This window comes from Microvirga medicaginis (genome assembly GCF_052658925.1).
In genome coordinates this window covers 25,425-42,672 of record NZ_JBQWEL010000007.1, presented here as the reverse complement: position 1 = coordinate 42,672, position 17,248 = coordinate 25,425, and the positions used below count along the sequence as shown (strand labels likewise).

At 61.9% G+C, this 17,248-nt stretch carries 15 protein-coding genes; 9 read left to right on the top strand and 6 right to left on the bottom strand.

The window, feature by feature from the left end:
• Positions 1–12 precede the first annotated feature (12 nt).
• The 5 genes from ACUXUR_RS11130 to ACUXUR_RS11110 all read right to left on the bottom strand — a co-directional run bounded on the left by ACUXUR_RS11130 (position 13) and on the right by ACUXUR_RS11110 (position 6,195).
• Positions 13–1,149 (bottom strand): Re/Si-specific NAD(P)(+) transhydrogenase subunit alpha, encoded by a 1,137-nt coding sequence (locus ACUXUR_RS11130; RefSeq protein ID WP_445502419.1) that lies wholly within the window; start codon positions 1,147–1,149, stop codon positions 13–15.
• Positions 1,150–1,210: 61 nt separating this feature from the next.
• Complete coding sequence (locus ACUXUR_RS11125) at positions 1,211–1,504, bottom strand: aa3-type cytochrome c oxidase subunit IV (RefSeq protein WP_445502418.1); 294 nt, start codon at positions 1,502–1,504, stop codon at positions 1,211–1,213.
• Positions 1,505–1,615: 111 nt separating this feature from the next.
• Positions 1,616–2,833: a glycosyltransferase gene (locus ACUXUR_RS11120; protein ID WP_445502417.1), complete on the bottom strand. Its 1,218-nt coding sequence runs from the start codon at positions 2,831–2,833 to the stop codon at positions 1,616–1,618.
• A gap of 60 nt (positions 2,834–2,893) precedes the next feature.
• Positions 2,894–4,261, bottom strand: coding sequence for an ABC1 kinase family protein (locus tag ACUXUR_RS11115; RefSeq protein WP_445502416.1), 1,368 nt, complete (start codon positions 4,259–4,261; stop codon positions 2,894–2,896).
• An 89-nt stretch (positions 4,262–4,350) separates the two neighbouring features.
• Complete coding sequence (locus ACUXUR_RS11110; RefSeq protein WP_445502415.1) at positions 4,351–6,195, bottom strand: M3 family oligoendopeptidase; 1,845 nt, start codon at positions 6,193–6,195, stop codon at positions 4,351–4,353.
• Positions 6,196–6,362: 167 nt separating this feature from the next.
• Between ACUXUR_RS11110 and ACUXUR_RS11105 the strand changes: the two genes are divergently transcribed.
• From ACUXUR_RS11105 to ACUXUR_RS11095, 3 genes are all read left to right on the top strand, one after another.
• Positions 6,363–7,397 (top strand): sigma-54-dependent transcriptional regulator, encoded by a 1,035-nt coding sequence (locus ACUXUR_RS11105; RefSeq protein ID WP_445502414.1) that lies wholly within the window; start codon positions 6,363–6,365, stop codon positions 7,395–7,397.
• 108 nt (positions 7,398–7,505) lie between these two features.
• The gene (locus tag ACUXUR_RS11100; RefSeq protein ID WP_445502413.1) at positions 7,506–9,281 is read left to right on the top strand and encodes a L,D-transpeptidase family protein; all 1,776 of its coding nucleotides are present in this window, start codon (positions 7,506–7,508) and stop codon (positions 9,279–9,281) included.
• A gap of 138 nt (positions 9,282–9,419) precedes the next feature.
• On the top strand, positions 9,420–11,087 hold the full coding sequence (locus ACUXUR_RS11095) for a peptidoglycan L,D-endopeptidase MepK (RefSeq protein WP_445502412.1): 1,668 nt from the start codon (positions 9,420–9,422) through the stop codon (positions 11,085–11,087).
• Between the two features lie 34 nt (positions 11,088–11,121).
• On the opposite strand, the gene ACUXUR_RS11090 is transcribed toward ACUXUR_RS11095, so the two are convergent.
• Entirely contained in the window at positions 11,122–11,982 is an 861-nt protein-coding gene (locus ACUXUR_RS11090; protein ID WP_445502411.1) for an urea carboxylase-associated family protein, read from the bottom strand.
• Positions 11,983–12,124: 142 nt separating this feature from the next.
• Here ACUXUR_RS11090 and ACUXUR_RS11085 point away from each other — a divergent pair, with 142 nt between their 5' ends.
• From ACUXUR_RS11085 to ACUXUR_RS11060, 6 genes are all read left to right on the top strand, one after another.
• The gene (locus ACUXUR_RS11085) at positions 12,125–12,577 is read left to right on the top strand and encodes an acyl-CoA thioesterase (RefSeq protein WP_445502410.1); all 453 of its coding nucleotides are present in this window, start codon (positions 12,125–12,127) and stop codon (positions 12,575–12,577) included.
• A gap of 180 nt (positions 12,578–12,757) precedes the next feature.
• Entirely contained in the window at positions 12,758–13,195 is a 438-nt protein-coding gene (locus ACUXUR_RS11080) for a universal stress protein (protein WP_445502409.1), read from the top strand.
• 232 nt (positions 13,196–13,427) lie between these two features.
• Positions 13,428–14,615 carry a hypothetical protein gene (locus tag ACUXUR_RS11075; protein WP_445502408.1) on the top strand — a complete coding sequence of 396 codons (1,188 nt, stop codon included), beginning with the start codon at positions 13,428–13,430 and terminating at the stop codon, positions 14,613–14,615.
• A gap of 5 nt (positions 14,616–14,620) precedes the next feature.
• Positions 14,621–15,010, top strand: a complete 390-nt coding sequence (locus tag ACUXUR_RS11070) for a DUF2946 family protein (RefSeq protein ID WP_445502407.1) — start codon at positions 14,621–14,623, stop codon at positions 15,008–15,010.
• Between the two features lie 36 nt (positions 15,011–15,046).
• On the top strand, positions 15,047–15,586 hold the full coding sequence (locus tag ACUXUR_RS11065; RefSeq protein WP_445502406.1) for a YcnI family copper-binding membrane protein: 540 nt from the start codon (positions 15,047–15,049) through the stop codon (positions 15,584–15,586).
• A 43-nt stretch (positions 15,587–15,629) separates the two neighbouring features.
• Positions 15,630–17,228, top strand: a complete 1,599-nt coding sequence (locus ACUXUR_RS11060) for a copper resistance CopC/CopD family protein (RefSeq protein ID WP_445502405.1) — start codon at positions 15,630–15,632, stop codon at positions 17,226–17,228.
• Positions 17,229–17,248 lie beyond the last annotated feature (20 nt).

Here is a 17,248-nt window from a genome sequence, read left to right as displayed (position 1 = left end):
CCCCTGGTAACTTTAAGCTTTTGGCTGGAAGGCGGGGTGAACCACCGCGCCGTCCCGGGTCAGGCAGGTCGCCTTCACGAGCTCGTCGTCCCACTTCACGGAGAGCGCCTTGCTCTCCTTGTCGACGAGGGTCTCGACGAAGGCATAAAGGTTCTTTGCATAGAGGCTGGAGGCCGTGGCGGCGAGACGGCCGGGCACATTGAGATGGCCCACGATCTTCACGCCCTTGTGGTCCACCACCTTGCCGGGCTTGGAGACCTCGCAATTGCCGCCGCGCTCGACCGCGAGATCGACGATCACCGAGCCGGGCTTCATGGATTCGACCATGGCCTTCGTCACGAGCTTCGGCGCCGGACGGCCCGGGATCAGGGCCGTGGTGATGACAATGTCCTGCTTGGCGATGTGGGAGGCGACCAGTGCCGCCTGCTTCGCCTGATACTCCGCCGACATTTCCTTGGCATAGCCGCCGGCCGTCTCGGCCTGCTTGAACTCTTCGTCCTCGACCGCGATGAACTTGGCGCCGAGACTTTCCACCTGTTCCTTGGCGGCGGGGCGCACATCGGTGGCGGTCACCACGGCGCCGAGGCGGCGGGCGGTGGCGATGGCCTGGAGGCCCGCGACGCCTGCCCCCATGACGAAGACGCGGGCTGCCGGAACAGTGCCGGCCGCCGTCATCATCATCGGCATGGCACGGCCGTATTCGGCAGTGGCGTCGATCACGGCGCGGTAGCCGGCGAGATTCGCCTGGGAGGAGAGAACGTCCATCACCTGCGCACGGGTGATGCGGGGCATCAGCTCCATGGCGAAGGCAGCGACCTGGGCATCGGCCAGTTTTTTCAGAGCCGCGTCCTGGCCGTAAGGGTCCATGATGGCAATCAGAAGCGCACCGGGCTTCGCGCCTGCAATCTCGCCCTCGGCAGGGCGGCGGACTTTCAGGATGATATCGGCGTCCCTTAAGGATTCCTCACGGGAGGGCGCGATGGTGGCGCCGGATGCCTCGAACTCGGCATCCGTGATGCCGGCCCTGGCGCCGGCTCCAGCCTGGACCACCACGTCGGCGCCAAGGCCTTTGTACTTCTTGACCGTCTCGGGTGTTGCGGCGACGCGGGTCTCCGCTCCCTCGGTTTCGGAAAGAACGGCGATTCGCATAAATGCCCCCTGCGATCGATTGAGACAAAGAAAAGGCCCTGGAAACAGGGCCTTTTGCAGCTCAGTAGAGGAAGAGTGCCAGAAGCAGAAGCACGCCCACGGCGGCCGGAGCACGAACCCCGATCGAGGGAGCGATCGCCCCGAATGCCCCCGCAGCAAGCGAGAGGATGACCCCGAAAATCGCCGTCAGCCAGGCATGCTTGATGCCACCCACGGCCAGAGCCAGAACGTGACAGATAATGACGGCCGTGCCGATCTCGGCAAACCGCACGAACCCGTTGTAGGTCACCTCATGGGCAGGACCGTCCATCTCCGGACTATAACCCCCATGCGGCGCATGTTTTGTATCGGCCATGATTCAACGCCCTATTAGCATCGGTTGTTAATTGCTGCGTTTAACCCATGCGGTGAGGCGCCGCAATCGTTCGCGACGCCCTCGTGAAAACTTTATGAACGCGTGGGAGCGTTATTTTATCCCCAGGAACTCGCGCCATTGCGGCAGGCAGACCGTCTCGTAGTCGTAGCGCTCCACCGCGCTCCGGCGGGCCTCCTTCGCCATGGCGGCTGATTTTTCCTTGTCGATCAAAGTCTCGCGCACCCGCTCGGCAAGCGCTCTGTGGTCGAAGAAGGGGAAGAGACGGCCATTCACCCCATCCGTAATGATCTCGCGAACCGGGGCCGTATCCGAGGCCACGATCCGGCATTCGAGGGCCATAGCCTCAATGGAGGACCAGGATAGGACGAAAGGATAGGTCATGTAGATGTGGGCGGAGGAAACCTGGAGCACCTTCACGAACTGCTCGTAGGGCAGGTTCCCGACCAGATGGACGCGCGACCAGTCCACCGGCCGGTCGATCTTGGACACGAAATGGTCGTACCAGGATTTTCCACCCGGGGCCTTGCCTGAATAGCTGTTGCCCTTGCCGCCAATGACGACGACCTGAAGCTCGGGGTCGATATCGAGCAGATCAGGCAGGCTCTTGAAGACGATATGCGCCCCGCGCATCGGCTCGATATTGCGGGTGACATAGGTGACCACCGGCTTCTGGCGGCTTAGCTTGGGGCCGTCCTTGCCGATCTGAATGCCTATGGTGGGATCGGGTGCGAGCCGTTCGGTGTCGATGCCATCATGAATGATGGCAACACGATCATGCAGATAAGTCGGGAAGGTGTCGCGCTGGTATTTCGTCGGGGCGACGGCGAGGTCGGCGGCGTCAAGCGCACCGAGCTGCATGGCGTTCTTCAGCCGAAGCCGCCAGATCACCTCTTCGTCGGTCACGGGAAACTCGGGATCGAAGTCGAGGTCCTGCCCTTTGGCGTGATAGTAATATTCGAAATAGGCCACGTGCTTGGCCTTGGGCCAGATGTCCTTCAGGAACAGATTCTCGCCCCAGCCCGTGTTGACCACGACGACATCGGGCTCGAAGCCCTGATTGGCGAGCTCCCGCGCCTTGTGAGCCACGCCATAGGCGCGGCGAAGGCGAGGGATCACGGGAGAATAGCGGGCCTCGAATCTCGGGTCCTCGGGCCCCGGAGCCGGGTTGTAGGGATAATATTTCACCCCCTTCAGGAGGCATTGCTTGGTCATGCCCAGCGCCACGACCTCGTGGCCTTCGGCGACGAAGCTCTGCGACAGGCGCAGAAACTGGCCCGGAAAGTTCTGGTGAACGAAGACGATCTTCATTGGCTGCCCCTGACGGTAGGTTAGGCCCTGTAAGGCCGTTCCGCTCAAGACGCAACCTCATTACATAGGAATCGGTAAACCGGAAGTGCCGAGAATCTCGGCTTGGCGCTGTGCCAGCCCCTCAAGGGAGAAGCGCTCGATTTCGGTCTCGAACAGCCGGTGGTAATTCAGCTCGGCCCTGAGATGCAGGAATACGGCGCCCAAGCCCACCGCCGCCCGGTCCATGAAGACGAACTCGCGCGGGACCGTGACCGGCCCTTTTTCTTTCAGCGCCTTATGCACCTCGAAAGCCTGGCGGCGGCCATACTCGCCGGGCTTCACGCCGTCTGCCACCGTGCGGACTCGATCGTCGAGAAGCGGCGCGTAAATGAATCGCGCCCAGATATTGAGGATATCGATCAGCTCGTTCGACAGGTTCTTGAAGCCCCAGGTCTCGTAGGCATGAACGATCCGGGCACGATCATTCGTCTGGAGCCCGCGATAGAGATCGACCACGCCACCGACGAAACGGGGATGGAAGATGCGGATGCAGCCGTAATCGAGAAGATTGATCCCCCTCGCCTCTCGGCCTTCGGAGAACACGGTGTAATTGCCAAGGTGAGGATCGCCGTGAATGACGGCGGCGTGGCTGAAGGGGTGCCACCATGCCTTGAACATCGCAATCGCGAGACGATTGCGGATCTCGACCGGGCTTTCCACGAATTGCAGGATTTTCTCGCCCTCGAGCCATTGCAGCGACAAAAGCCGTTTGGTCGACAACTCCGGATGAACCCGCGGCACGCGCACATCGTCAACGCCCGCCAGAGCCTCCGCATAGAGCGAGGCGTGCTTGGCCTCGCGCTCGTAATCGAGCTCCTCGCGCACGCGCTCGCCGATCTCCTTCGCGATCTCACGCGTATCGATGGCGGGATCCATGCGCCGGTGCAAAGCGAACACGAATTCGAGCTGCTTCAGATCCGCTTCGACAGCCGATTGCATATCGGGATATTGCAGCTTGCAGGCGAGCTTCTCGCCGCCTTTCGTCGTGGCCCGATGCACCTGGCCCAGGGATGCTGCGGCTGCGGGATTGAGATCGAAGGAGCCGAAGCGGCTCTGCCATTGCGGCCCGAGTTCCGCCTGCATGCGCCGCCTGACGAAAGCCGCACCCATGGGAGGCGCTTCGCTCTGCAGCTTCTGCAGCTCGGCGGCGTATTCCGGCGGAATGAGATCGGGAATGGTGGCGAGCAGTTGCGCCACCTTCATGATCGGTCCTTTCAGACCGCCCAGGGCCTGCGCGAGCGCCGCCGCGTTGGAGGCATCGCGCACATCGCCGCCGAAGAGGCGTGCTCCCGCCATGCGCGCGGCAACACCGCCCATATTGGCCCCCACCCGCGCATAGCGCGCAGCACGGGCAGAGAAGCGGTTTGCTTCGTTGTCGCGATCAGCCATACGAACAGTTCTTTCCGATGAAGTCGCAAATGGGCCCGAGGCGCTCTTTACGGAAGGAGCGCCTCGGGCCCATCGCGCCTATGCAGGCATCACGCCGCCTTTTCCATCGCCTCCAGCTCGCCGATGAGCCGTTCGATCATGGACAGACCGATCTGCCAGAAAGACGGATCGCGGGCGTCGAGACCGAACGGGGCGAGAAGCTCCGAGTAGGGTTTGGAACCGCCGGCCGAGAGCAGCGCAAAATAGCGGTCCACGAAGCCCTCGTTCGAGCGCTCGTAGATGCCGTAGAGCGAATTCACCAGGCAATCGCCGAAGGCATAGGCGTAGACGTAGAACGGCGAGTGAATGAAGTGCGGGATATAAGTCCAGAAGGTCTCATAGCCGGGACCGAGGCGGATTGCCGGACCAAGGCTCTCATCCTGCACGGACATCCAGAGTTCGCAGAGCTTGTCGGCAGTAAGCTCACCGTTGCGACGCTCCAGATGCACCTTGCGCTCGAAGGAGTAGAACGCGATCTGGCGCACGACCGTGTTGATCATGTCCTCGACCTTGGCCGCCAGCATCGCCTTGCGCTGCACCGGGTCCTTGGTCTGGTCGAGCAGACGGCGGAAGGTGAGCATCTCGCCGAACACGCTCGCCGTTTCAGCCAACGTCAATGGCGTCGGTGCCATCAGCGCGCCGTTGGGCGCGGCGAGAACCTGGTGCACGCCGTGGCCCAATTCGTGGGCAAGCGTCATCACATCGCGCGGCTTGCCCTGGTAATTGAGCAGCACATAAGGGTGTGCGGACGGCACGGTCGGATGGGCGAAGGCACCCGGCGCCTTGCCGGGGCGCGTCGGCGCATCGATCCAGCCTTCGTCGAAGAAGCGGCGGGCGATGTCCGCCATGCGCGGAGAGAAGGCGGAATAGGCGGAGAGCACGGTCTCGCGCGCCTCGTTCCAGGGAATGGAGCGCTGCTCGACTTTGGGAAGCGGCGCGTTGCGATCCCAATGGTCGAGCTTGTCCTTGTTGAACCACTTGGCTTTGAGCGCGTAATAGCGATGCGACAGGCGCGGATAGGCTTCGCGCACGGCGGCAACCAGAGCATCCACCACCTCGCGCTCGACGCGATTGGCGAGGTGACGGGAATCCGCCACATCCCGGAAGCCGCGCCAGCGGTCGGAGATTTCCTTGTCCTTGGCGAGTGTGTTCGTGACCAGCGTGAAGGTGCGAAGATTCGCCTTGAAGGTCTTGGCGAGCGCATCGGAGGCATCCTTGCGCACGCTCTCGTCCGGATCCTGCAGCTTGTTGAGGGTGGGCTCGATGGGAAGCTCCTCGCCGCGCACCGTGAAGCGTAAGGACGCTATGGTCTCGTCGAACAGGCGATTCCAGGCCGAGCGCCCCGTCACGGATTTTTCATGGAAAAGCTGCTCGATCTTGTCTTCGAGCTGATAGGGCTTGTCCTTCCGCAGATCCTCGATCCAGGGCTTGTAGTGAGACAGCGGCGCCTGAGCCACCGCCTTGTCCAGCACCTCATCCTCGATACGGTTCAGCTCGAGCCCGAAGAAAAGCAGCTCGGTGGAAGCGGTGGTGAGGCGCTCTTGCGTATCGCCATAGAACTTGGCCCGAACCGGATCGGTCGTGTCCCCGGAATAGATGAGCCCGGCATAGGACATGATGCGACCGAGAAGATCCTCCAGCGCCTCATAGCGCTTGATCACCTCGGTGAGGATCTGCGGGGCGTTCTCGGCCCGAGCGATCCCGTCAAGCTTGCCGCGATAGGCCTCGGCGAAGGCCTTGCACTCTTCCTCGGCTCTCGCGAGATCACTCTTGAACACCGCGCTGTCCATGCCCGGGTAAAGGTGGGACAGGTTCCACTCAGGAAGCGAGCCGAGATCGACCTGAGCGGCGCCGGTTGAGGATGACTGATTCACGGGAGAAGCTTTCTGGGACATTGCTGAAAGAAAGGTTGAAAGAGGTTGCATCACATATTGGCTGCCTCGTCTCTCGGATCAACCCAGGCGTTAGGGGATGGGTCCTTCAAAAGCAACCCGCGTTAAGTTCCGGTTTACCCTTGTCGCCCAGCATCGCCGGACCGATTCCCCAAGACATCATCCGCCTCATGCCCCTCCACCGGTTCTTCGCAGACGACATCCGCGCTCTTCGCCAGGGCACGGCCGGTTTCGTCGCGGGCTCGGAACGGGAAAGGACGGCTCGGCTCGCCGACCGGGCGGCGCGCTCGGCCCTCTCAGTCTTGGTCGAGACGGAGGCCGGCAGCGGTGCCAAGGCGCTGGCCAGGGCAATCCATGAGAACAGTGATCGCAAGGCCCGCCCTTTCATCAGCCTGCTCACAGAAGAGGCCCGCTTAGAGGGAAGCATTCAGGGGGGCAGCCTGCTCCGGCACCTGAGGGAGGCCAATGGCGGCACGCTGTTCATCGAAGGCGTGGAGCACCTGTCTCAGGAAGCTCAAACCCAGCTGACGGAGACGATTTTCCACCAGGATACGGTCTCGCGACCGGCCCGACGCCTCGACGTGCGGATCATCGCGAGCGCTGGCTTCGCTCTGGCGGACGAGGTGCGCGAAGGCCGATTCAGCCAGGATCTCTATTATCGCCTTCAGGCGATGCCTCTTGCTCTACGTCCTTTGAGGGCTCGGCGTGAAACAATCGCCGAATGGGCCCACTTTTTCGCCGAGCGCTTCGCAAAGGACGAAGGAAAGAAGATCCGAGGATTGTCGGCGGATGCGCTGACCTTGCTGACCCGCTACGACTGGCCGGGCAATCTCCGTCAACTCGAAAATGCCGTCTATCGCGCGGTGATCCTCGCCGATGGAGCTTTTTTGACGCCTAGCGAGTTTCCCCAAATCGCAGCCCGTGTGGAGGGCTTCCGCATTGAGATCCCGCCGGTTCCGGCGGCAAGAACGCTTGCGCCCATTCGCACGCAGGAACAGTTTGAAAAGCCTGCTCCGCATGCGCTTTCACTGATTCGCGAGAGCGGCGACATGCTGACATTGGCGGAGCTGGAAGAACGCGCGATCCGCTTTGCTCTTCAGCATTATCAAGGACATCTGTCGGCCATCTCACGTCATCTCGGAATCGGCCGCTCGACCCTTTACCGAAAATTGAAAGAACTTGGTTTAAGTGATGCAGCCGCATGACGCCTTTGTGCGTTAAGCGTAGCAGACGTGTGCCCGCACACTGACAAATTTGATTTGAAGGCGGAGGATGCAACGTCCTCCAACCTATTGCGATAAGGGAGATGGGTCATGCGTGATCTGCGCAAGACGGCATTCTGGCTGGGCCTGATCGGATCGGCGTCACTCTTGTCTCTCTCCGCAATGGCGCAGACCGTGACGAACGGCACCACCGATGCGTCCCAGCCCATCCTTGCACAGAGCCCCGCCGAACCGTCGTTCCACGATGTGTCGATGCCTCCCTCAGCGGAAAAGGAGACCACGGTTCTCCAGGCCATCCCTGTGCCCGAGCCCGCGCCGGTGACCCTCGACACTGCCGATCTGAAGCCGGCACCCGCCATCGAGATTCCCCTACCGGATGCCGCACCCGTCACCGCACTCATGCAGCAGGATCTGCTGCACATGACGATGGAGGGCTTGCTCGCCAACGATGCAGCCATGCGCGATTTGGGCCTGAGCAAGAAGGAACGCGAGGCTCTGACGGCCTTCTATGCGCAGGCCGAGCGCCCCCTGGCATGGGCCCAGGACGGCGCTTTCACACCCGCTGCCATGGGGGCCGTCGCGCGGCTGAAGGCTGCCGACGAGGACGGGCTTGATCCGACCGATTACCCCCTGCCCGATCTGAAGCTGCGTAAGGACGCCTCGCCCGCGCAATGGGCAGAGGCCGACCTGAAGCTCTCGGCCTCCGTGACCCGCTATGCGCGCGATGCCCGCGGCGGACGCATCGAGCCCTCCAGCCTCTCGCGCCTCGTGACACCGCAACTGGCGATTCCGGATGCCGGCGAGGTTCTGAAGAAGGTCGCCTTCGCCAAGGACGCGAATGCGGCGCTCGCTTCCTACAACCCACCGCATGCAGGCTATCGTGCACTCAAAGAGCGGCTCGCGGAACTGCGCGCCAGTCATCCGTCGCAGCCGAGCGTGCGCGTGCCCAAGGGTCCGGCGCTTCGGGTCGGCATGAAGGACCCGCGCGTGCCGCTGATCCGCGCCCGCTTCAATCTGAAGGACGACCAGAACCAGAATGTCTATGACGAGCGTCTGGCCTCGGCGGTCGCCGCTTTCCAGAAGGAAAAGGGCCTGCCCACCAACGGCGTTCTCACACAGCAGACGGTCGCTGCCTTGTCCGGCCCCTCGCTGGCGCAGCGGGAAGCGGGGTTGATCGCCAACATGGAGCGCTGGCGCTGGCTGCCCGAGGATCTTGGGGCACGCCATATCATGGTGAATGTACCGGAATTCCGCCTCCAGCTCATGAAAGGCGGCAAGGTTGCGTACGAGACGCGGGTGATCGTCGGCAAAGAGCAATCGCAGACGCCGATCTTCTCCGAGGACATGAAGTACCTCGTGGTCAACCCGTCCTGGACGATTCCGCCGTCCATCATGAAGAAGGAGATCTTACCTGCTCTCGCAAACGATCCGGATTACGCCGCGAAGAAGGGCTATAAGATCATTCGCAAGGGTGACCGCATCATGGTGCAGCAGCCGCCGGGCGAGCGCAACGCGCTGGGCTTCGTGAAGTTCATGTTCCCCAACCAGCACGCGGTCTATTTGCACGACACGCCCAACCGCAATCTGTTCTCGGCCGCCAAACGCGCCTTCAGCCATGGCTGCGTGCGCGTGGACAAACCCTTCGCACTGGCGGAAGAGATCATGGGCGACGACGGCAAGTGGACCGAGGAGAAGCTGCGAGGCCTGATCGGCAAGGGCGAACGCACGGTGTTCCTGCCCAAGCCCCTGCCCGTGCACCTCGCCTACTTTACGCTCGCGGCCGACGAGAAGGGCGGGCTTAAATCCTTCCCCGATCTCTATGGCCTCGATCAGAAGATCCGGGCGGCTCTCAATCTCGCCCCCTGATCTTCTTCAAAGCGGCCTTTAAGGGCCGCTTTTTTGTGGCCTGTTTAACTCCAAGGTAACCGTCTTCGGCAAAGATCCTTTCACTATAAGTGATTACTGCACTGCCCCGAGTGCAGCGAGTACAAGACGAGTATCCCAGTGAGAGTATTGCGTTCCGACGGCCTGGTGCGTCGCGCCGGCTTTGGTCTTGCGGCCTTTTTAGCCGTCATGGTCGGCGGCGTGCGCGGCACGCAGGACGCCATCGCCAACGGCGATACGCGCACGTTGACCTTCTATCACAACAACACCAAGGAAACTCTCACCGTCACGTTCCGGCGCAACGGCCAGTACGATTCTGCCGCCTTGCAGCAGCTCAACTGGTTCCTGCGCGACTGGCGGCGCGATGAGCCGACCCGCATGGACCCGCGTCTGTTCGATACGGTGTGGGAGGTCTATCGCGAGGTGGGTTCCAGCGCGCCCGTGCACGTGAACTCGGCCTACCGCTCACCTCAGACCAATTCCATGCTGCGCCGGCGTTCCAGCGTCGTGGCCAAGAACAGCCAGCACATGCAGGGCAAGGCCCTGGACTTCTATCTCCCCGACGTGCCTGCCTCGCGCCTGCGTGCCGTCGGCATGAAGCTCCAGAACGGCGGCGTCGGCTATTATCCCAATGCCTATACGCCGTTCGTGCATCTCGATGTGGGCAGCGTTCGCGCCTGGCCGCGCATGACGCGCGATCAGCTCGTGAGCCTCTTCCCCGACGGCAAGACAGTGCATATTCCGGCCGATGGCAGGCCTTTGCCCGGCTACGACATGGCCCGTGCCGAGGTGCTGGCCAAGGGCGGCACCGTGGCGGGCTACTCGGCTTATGCGGATGCGGAAGAGGCGATCGCCGCCCAGCAGCCGCGCCGCAAGAGCTTCTGGGCGACCCTGTTCGGCCTTGAGGATGAGGAGGAGGACGCGGAGGAGATCCGCGCCGCGTCCCGCCCGAGCCGCGCGCTTGTGGCATCGCGCAGCACCAGCAATGCACCGGGCGGCTATTATGCGGACGATCAATCGCCCCAGGCTGTCCTGCAGCAATATGAGAACAGGAACGCGCCGATGGCGCGCCAGGCTCCTGTGATGATGGCGCAGGCGCGGCCCGAGCCGGCTCCGGCACCTGCCGTGATGGCCGCAATGGCCCCGGCTCTGCGTGAGGATCTGTCGCCTCCTTCATCCGCGCCTCTGCCGCCGACCCGCATCAGCGGCCTGCCGAGCACGGTCGATACGCCGAGCGGCCCGACGCTCGCATGGCAGCAGGGACCGGGAGCGCAGAACGAGATGTCGATTGCCAAGGGCATGGCTTTCGCACCTGTGCCGCCGCGCCGTCCCGATGCGGATGACGCGGGCGAGACCACCGTGCTCGCCTACGCCCCGCTCCCGCCGGCACGCCCCGGCTCGCTCGCGGCGACGAATCCGATCCCGCTGCAGAGCGAACTGCGCGGCGCGGTGGAGGTTGCCTCCGCAAGCTCTGCACCCCTGCCGCCGCCGCGTCCTGATCGTGCCATCGCTGTCGCCTCTGCGAGCCCCGTCGATATTCCGGTCACGGGCTCGACGCCCAAGGACCTGCCCAAGGCCTCGGCGAAAGATGCCAGGGGGAAGACGGCTGCGGCTCCCGAGCCGAAGGCTCCTGCAGCCCATGCGCAGCAGAACTCGACGACGGCATTGAGCGCCTTGATGGCGGCGGAGCCCAGCGTCCATATGGGCTTTTCCAACAAGCCCGTAGGGGATCTCGCGACAAACCGTTTCACAGGTCCGGCCGTCAAGCCGCTGCGGGTGGTCAGATAAAGAAGAAGGGCCCCTTTCGGGGCCCTTTTCGTGTTCAGTCGCCATGCTTGCGGCTGTAGCTGTTACGAGGCGCCGGGGCCCAACCCTCAGGTGTGGCCTTCGGCTTGTAGATCTCGACAAGCAGCGGATGGCACACGGCCACATCGCTCGAATGCTCTGCGCTGCAGTCACCGCCCGGGCAGGCCGACAAGGCGCCGAGAAGATCGATCTCCGCGAAGAACTCCAGGTAATCGCCGGGACGCACGGGGCTCGCCTTCATGAAGTACTGGCCCGTATCGCGCGTGAAGCCCGTGCACATGAAGACGTTGAGCACGTCGTGCACCGCAGGTTCCACGGCCTCGCGCGAGCGGCCCACCTTGTCGGCGAGTGCGCGCGTCAGGTTCGAATGGCAGCAATGGTGATATTCATGACCGGTGAGGAGCTTGTGTGTGTAGGGATCGCAGCGTGTGCCGATGACGTCATGCACGGAGCCGCCGAACTCGTCGAAGCCGTACCAATCGAGCGTATCATGCGTGATCGTCGCCATGGGCCGTAAGTAAGGCAGGCATGACCAGAGCTGATCGCCGGTGGACAGATGCGTGCCGTGCAGCGCGCGCGTCTTACCGGAGAAGAATCGCTCGTCCAGATCCTCCGCTGCCCAGAGGTTCAAGTCCCCCACCTGTGGGCCTTCGATGCTCACGATACGAAAGAACGAGCCGGCCGGCACCGAGAAGCAGCGTGCTTCGCGCGGCGGCACGATGACCTCATCCATCTTCTGCCAACCCTCACGCACCGCCTGATAGGCCGCAAGGTTGGGACGTGGCAGGGTGTCGACGGGATAGCAGATGACCGGAGGAATCTTCCGGCGCGCCTCGGCATCCTGCGGTTCCGTCACTTCGTTACGCGCTCGCTTCATCAGACTCTCCTGGCAATGGTTGTCCCTATTGCCCATCCCTATAGAAGAGCGGGGGGCAAGCGGCGACCAAAATAGTTCCACAAGGGGACCTTTTGCTGTTGCTCCCTTTGCTGTTCCATAGCAGAGGCTCAAGGACGAAACGATGATCGACACGAACCCTCAACGCCCGCTGGAGGCATATCCACACAGGACATCGGCCGAGATCCGCTATGCGGACATGGACCGGCAAGGGCACGTGAACAACGCGGTTTTCGCCACCTACTCGGAAATCGGCCGGGTGGCTTTCATGTATGATCCGGCAAGGCCGCTCGCGCCCGAAGGCACGAGCTTCGTGATCGCACGGCTGCAGATCGATTTCCGCTCCGAGCTCTTCTGGCCCGGTACCGTCGATATCGGCACAGGTATTCTCAAAGTCGGCCGCAGCTCGTTTACCCTGGCGCAGGGCATGTTCGATAACGGTCGTCTCGCCGCGACGGCGGAGGCCACCATCGTCATGGTCGATAAACAGACGCGCCGCTCGACGCCGCTTCCCGCGGATACGGTCCGCGTCTTGCAGAGCCTTCGGCTGGACGACCTGCCCCTTGTCAGCGTCTGATCCTGAGCAGGAAGCATCCAAGGAAGCCCAGATGATGGGGGTAGAGATCTGGCTTTGGCCCTTACCGAAAACTGCATGTAACATCCTGCAATTGGATTATAATCAGCCCCAGTATCCAAGATTGGGCTGATCATGGCTCCATCGCGAGGGGAAGCTTAGCAGCCCGGCGAGGAGGTTTCGATGTACAGGCACATTCTGATCGCGACTGATGGATCATCTCTGGCGACACGCGGTGTCGCGCATGGCGTGCAGCTGGCCAAGGCATTAAACGCCAAGGTTACTCTCCTCACGGTCTCGGAGCGCTTTCACACCTTCAGCCTGGAGGCCGAGCAGCTTGAAGAGACGGCCTCGTCCTACAAGGCGCACGCAGCAAAGGAGGCGTCGAAGATTCTTGAAGATGCCTCCAGGATAGCCGCAGATGCGGGCGTGGAGGCAAGTCTCATACACCGTGAGGACGACGAACCTTATCAGGCTATCATTCGTGCTGCAGAAGGCCGTGGCTGTGATCTGATCGTCATGGCCTCCCACGGCCGCGGTGGCGTTTCCGCCATGTTTCTCGGCAGCGAGACCGTAAAAGTTCTTTCACACTCGAAGCTGCCGGTCCTTGTCGTCCACTAATCCCCTTACGGCAAAGGGCCCCTCACTCAAGTCTCTGATGTGAGGGGCTCGCCGTTCCGACCATGCGATCGGCAAGCGGCTTCCGTCTCTGAGAGGGATCAACTGACCTCCTATGAGACTGGCCGTCGACCTTATGAATCCCGTTTGCGCTCTATCAAAGACGGGCCTCCCTCGACGAGAGATATTCCTCGGCACTTGAGGCTCCTCATGCCTCTTGCTTCTTGGAGGTCCCATGTCGGCGGCAGGGCCAGCCCGTATATTTGACGAAGAACTTCCGCGCGTGCTGTCCGCCAGTCAGAAGCGGCGCGTTCGCTCGTTCATTCTGTCGACGGCCGTCCTGATCGTCCTCGCTGGGTTCTACGGAGCCCTTGAGCGCCTCGGCTGGATCCTGCCGCATGGCACGACCCTCGCCGGGATCCACGGGCCGCTCATGATATGCGGGCTCTTTGGGACCCTTATCAGCCTCGAGCGTGCCGCCGCCCTCGGGTCGATATGGAGCTACGCTGCCCCTGCCCTCTCAGTGCTTGGAAGTCTCGTTTTGATTGCAGGCGCTCCCGTGGAAGTGGCTGCGGCTGCCTATGTCATGGCAGCATTCCTGCTGGCCGGGGGATCGCTTTTTATCACGGTCCAGCAGCCCGCCCTCTTTACAGGAACGCTGTTGTTTGGAGCCCTGGCATGGCTTGCCGGAAACGTGCTCTGGCTCATGGGCTATTCGGTCCCCGAAATTTCCGGCTGGTGGGTCAGTTTCCTGATCCTCACCATTGCAGGCGAGCGCCTCGAGCTGAGCCGTATCGTGGCACCCCAGCGTAGAGGCGAAGCCCTATTCCTCTTCGCCGTCAGCCTGCTTGCAGCCGGAGCGCAGAACGAGCTGACAAGCGAAAACGGCGCCATTCTGTTTGGCAGCGCTCTCATCATGCTGGCTGCCTGGCTCCTGCGTCATGATATTGCCTCCCTGAACATTCGACGGACGGGGCAAACCCGGTTCATGGCCGTCTGCATGATGGCGGGATATGCCTGGCTGGCGATCGTCGGGGCATTGCTGATCGCGGACCCCACCAGCAACGGCTTCGCGTACGACGCCATTCTTCATGGATTGCTGGTCGGCTTCGTCCTGTCCATGGTGTTTGGCCATGCCCTCATCATCCTTCCGGCTGTTGTCGGAATCCGCATTCGCTATTCAGCCGCACTCTATGGGCCATTGATGCTCCTCCATGCATCGATGGCCCTGCGCTTCGTCTCCGACCTCACGGAATGGACCAGCGGACGGAAAGTCAGTGGCATCGTAACCCTCCTCGCACTCGCAGGGCTCGCCGGCATTCTGTCGCTCACCTCGCGCCAGAGCCCCAGGCGCCTTTCGGGGTCGAAAGCTCAGACGACCCAAGGCGATGTCGTTGATGCGCCTGGCCTGGAGCCTAGGTAACGGCCATGCGCATTCCAAGGCATATTGCTGAGCTGGCTCGAAAGGCAACCGCCTTTGTTTCTGCCTTGGTGTTGGCTCTCCACATTCTCCTGATCGCCGTGGGGGCCGGCCGCTCCACCGACGGCGCAAGGGAGAATGCCGGCGTTCATGCCTCCCACACGGCGCAGACGGCCGATCGCGATGCCGACATGCCCAAAGGAGGCATGACGCACAAAGCTTCGTGCTGCATCCTCGGCGCACATCCCGGTCTGCCTGCTTCTCCCGCCGGGTATGCTTCCTGGCTTTGGCCGAGGATTGAATCCCATACGCTCGCATTCCAGCATGAGACGGAAGCGGCAGCAAACATCGTCCTGTTTCGTCCTATCGGCCCGCGCGCCCCTCCTGCCGCAGCCTGAGCCGCCACACGAAACTCTCTTCAATAGGACTGAATCATGTTTACCGATCGCCTTCGTTCGACGCTTGTCGCGTCGTCTCTCATCGCTCTCGCATGCCCTGCCTTGGCTCACACGACCCTTGAAACGCAGCAGGCGCCCATCAATTCAACATACAAGGCCGTGCTGCGCGTCGGCCATGGCTGCGACGGCGCGCCGACATTGAAATTGAGGGTTCGCATTCCGGAGGGCGTGATTGCCGTCAAGCCGATGCCCAAATCCGGGTGGACGCTGGAGACGGTTCGTGGAACCTACGACCAGCCTTATGACTACCATGGGACTCCCGCCACCGAGGGCGTGAAGGAGATCATCTGGACAGGCAATCTACGGGACGAGCACTACGATGAGTTCGTCTTCCGTGCGCTCCTGACGGATCGCCTCAAGCCTGAGACCACGTTGTACTTCCCAACCGTACAGGAATGTGAAGGCGGCAAAGCGGATCGGTGGATTGAGATCCCTGCGGAGGGCAAGAAAGCGGATGATTACAAGTATCCCGCTCCCGGGCTGAAGCTCCTGCCCGCCAAGGCTGCGACTCATTGATCGATGGGAAGAGTCACATTCTGTCTCTTCCCTGGAGCAAATCATGCGCATGCTCGTCACAATCATCTGGTTTGCGCTCGCCGTCCTATACGGCGAGCGCGCCTCCGCGCATGCAGCACTTGTCTCTTCGAATCCTGCGGACGGAGCCGTCGTCGAGACGGCTCCGTCCAACGTGGAGCTACGCTTCAACGAGCCCATTGCTCCTTTGATGGCCAATCTGGCCGATGCGCAGGGACATGTTCATCGCGAGCTGCCTGTTGCTGGCCACGACACGCTCCTCGACATCAGGCTGCCAGCCGATCTCCCTGCTGGCAGTCATGTCCTGAGCTATCGTGTGGTTTCGGGTGACGGTCACCCGATCAGCGGCTCGGTTGTTTTCTCGATTGGAACGTCGACGACGGTCAAGACCGGATCGGAGGCGGGACAATCCTGGGATGTCCACGTCGCTCTCTGGCTTTCGCGGATGCTGATTTATCTGGGGTTGTTCGCAGGCGTGGGAGGCGTGTTCTTCCAAAGATGGATCGCGCCCACACTCCCGTCTCGGAAAACCGCCCGAATACTGACTATCCTCCTTGTCGTGGGCACCGGAGCGGCACTGGCCTCACTGGCTTTTCAAGGGCTTGATGCTCTGGGGCTTTCGCTCCCCGATTTAGGATCGTCTCTCATATGGTCGGCTGGATGGCAGACATCGTTTGGTCCGACAATCACAGCTGCGCTGACTGCGTTCGCATTAGCATCGGCTGGTAAGCGCGTCAGGGCGGAGCCGTGGGGGCGAGGCTTGAGCCTCATGGCCCTCATCGGCGTTGGAATGTCGATAGCATTGAGCGGTCATGCCAGCTCGGCGCCTCCTCAATGGCTGACGCGCCCTGCCGTGTTTCTGCACAGCATCGGGGTTGCTTATTGGGTCGGAGCCCTGATCCCATTGATGCAGCTTCTACGCCAAGTCCCGCCTCTGCTGGCCCTTCCGGTTGTTCGCCGGTTCTCGTCCGGAGCGCTCGTTGCTGTGGGGATTATGAGCCTGGCTGGTCTCGTGCTAGCGGTGGTCCAGGTCGCCGCGCCCGCCAATCTTATCGGCACGGCCTACGGCCGGATTCTCATTGCGAAGACATTGCTCGTCGCGGGGCTTCTTGGCTTGGCAGGCATGAATCGTCTTTGGCTTACGCCGGCCCTAGCATCTCCCGAAGGATCTGGCAGAAAGTGGCTCATCCGATCCATTGCGGCCGAGATCGTGCTCGTTGCAGCCATTCTCGCACTCGCAGGGTTGTGGCGTTTCACTCCTCCCCCACGGGTTCTGGCATCCGCGCCAGAGATCAGTTCTTCGACGAGCGTTCATCTGCATGCATCGAAACTCATGGCGCAAGTCACTCTCTTTCCGGGGCATCGTGCAGCGACACGGGCGACGATCACCGTCGCCTCGATGCATGGGGAGACGATGAATCCCAAAGAGATTTCGCTAATCTTGGCAAAACCCGATTCAGGAATCGAACCCATTGAGCGCTCTGCAGTAAAAGCAGGGAGGAACGAATGGTCGGTCGATGGTTTGGTGTTGCCGCTGTCGGGGACGTGGCAGATCAAGGTTGAGGTTCTCGTCAACGACTTCGAAAAAGCCAGTCTGGAAGGGCTTATCACGATCAAGCCTTGACCGAAACGGCAGCAGCCAGA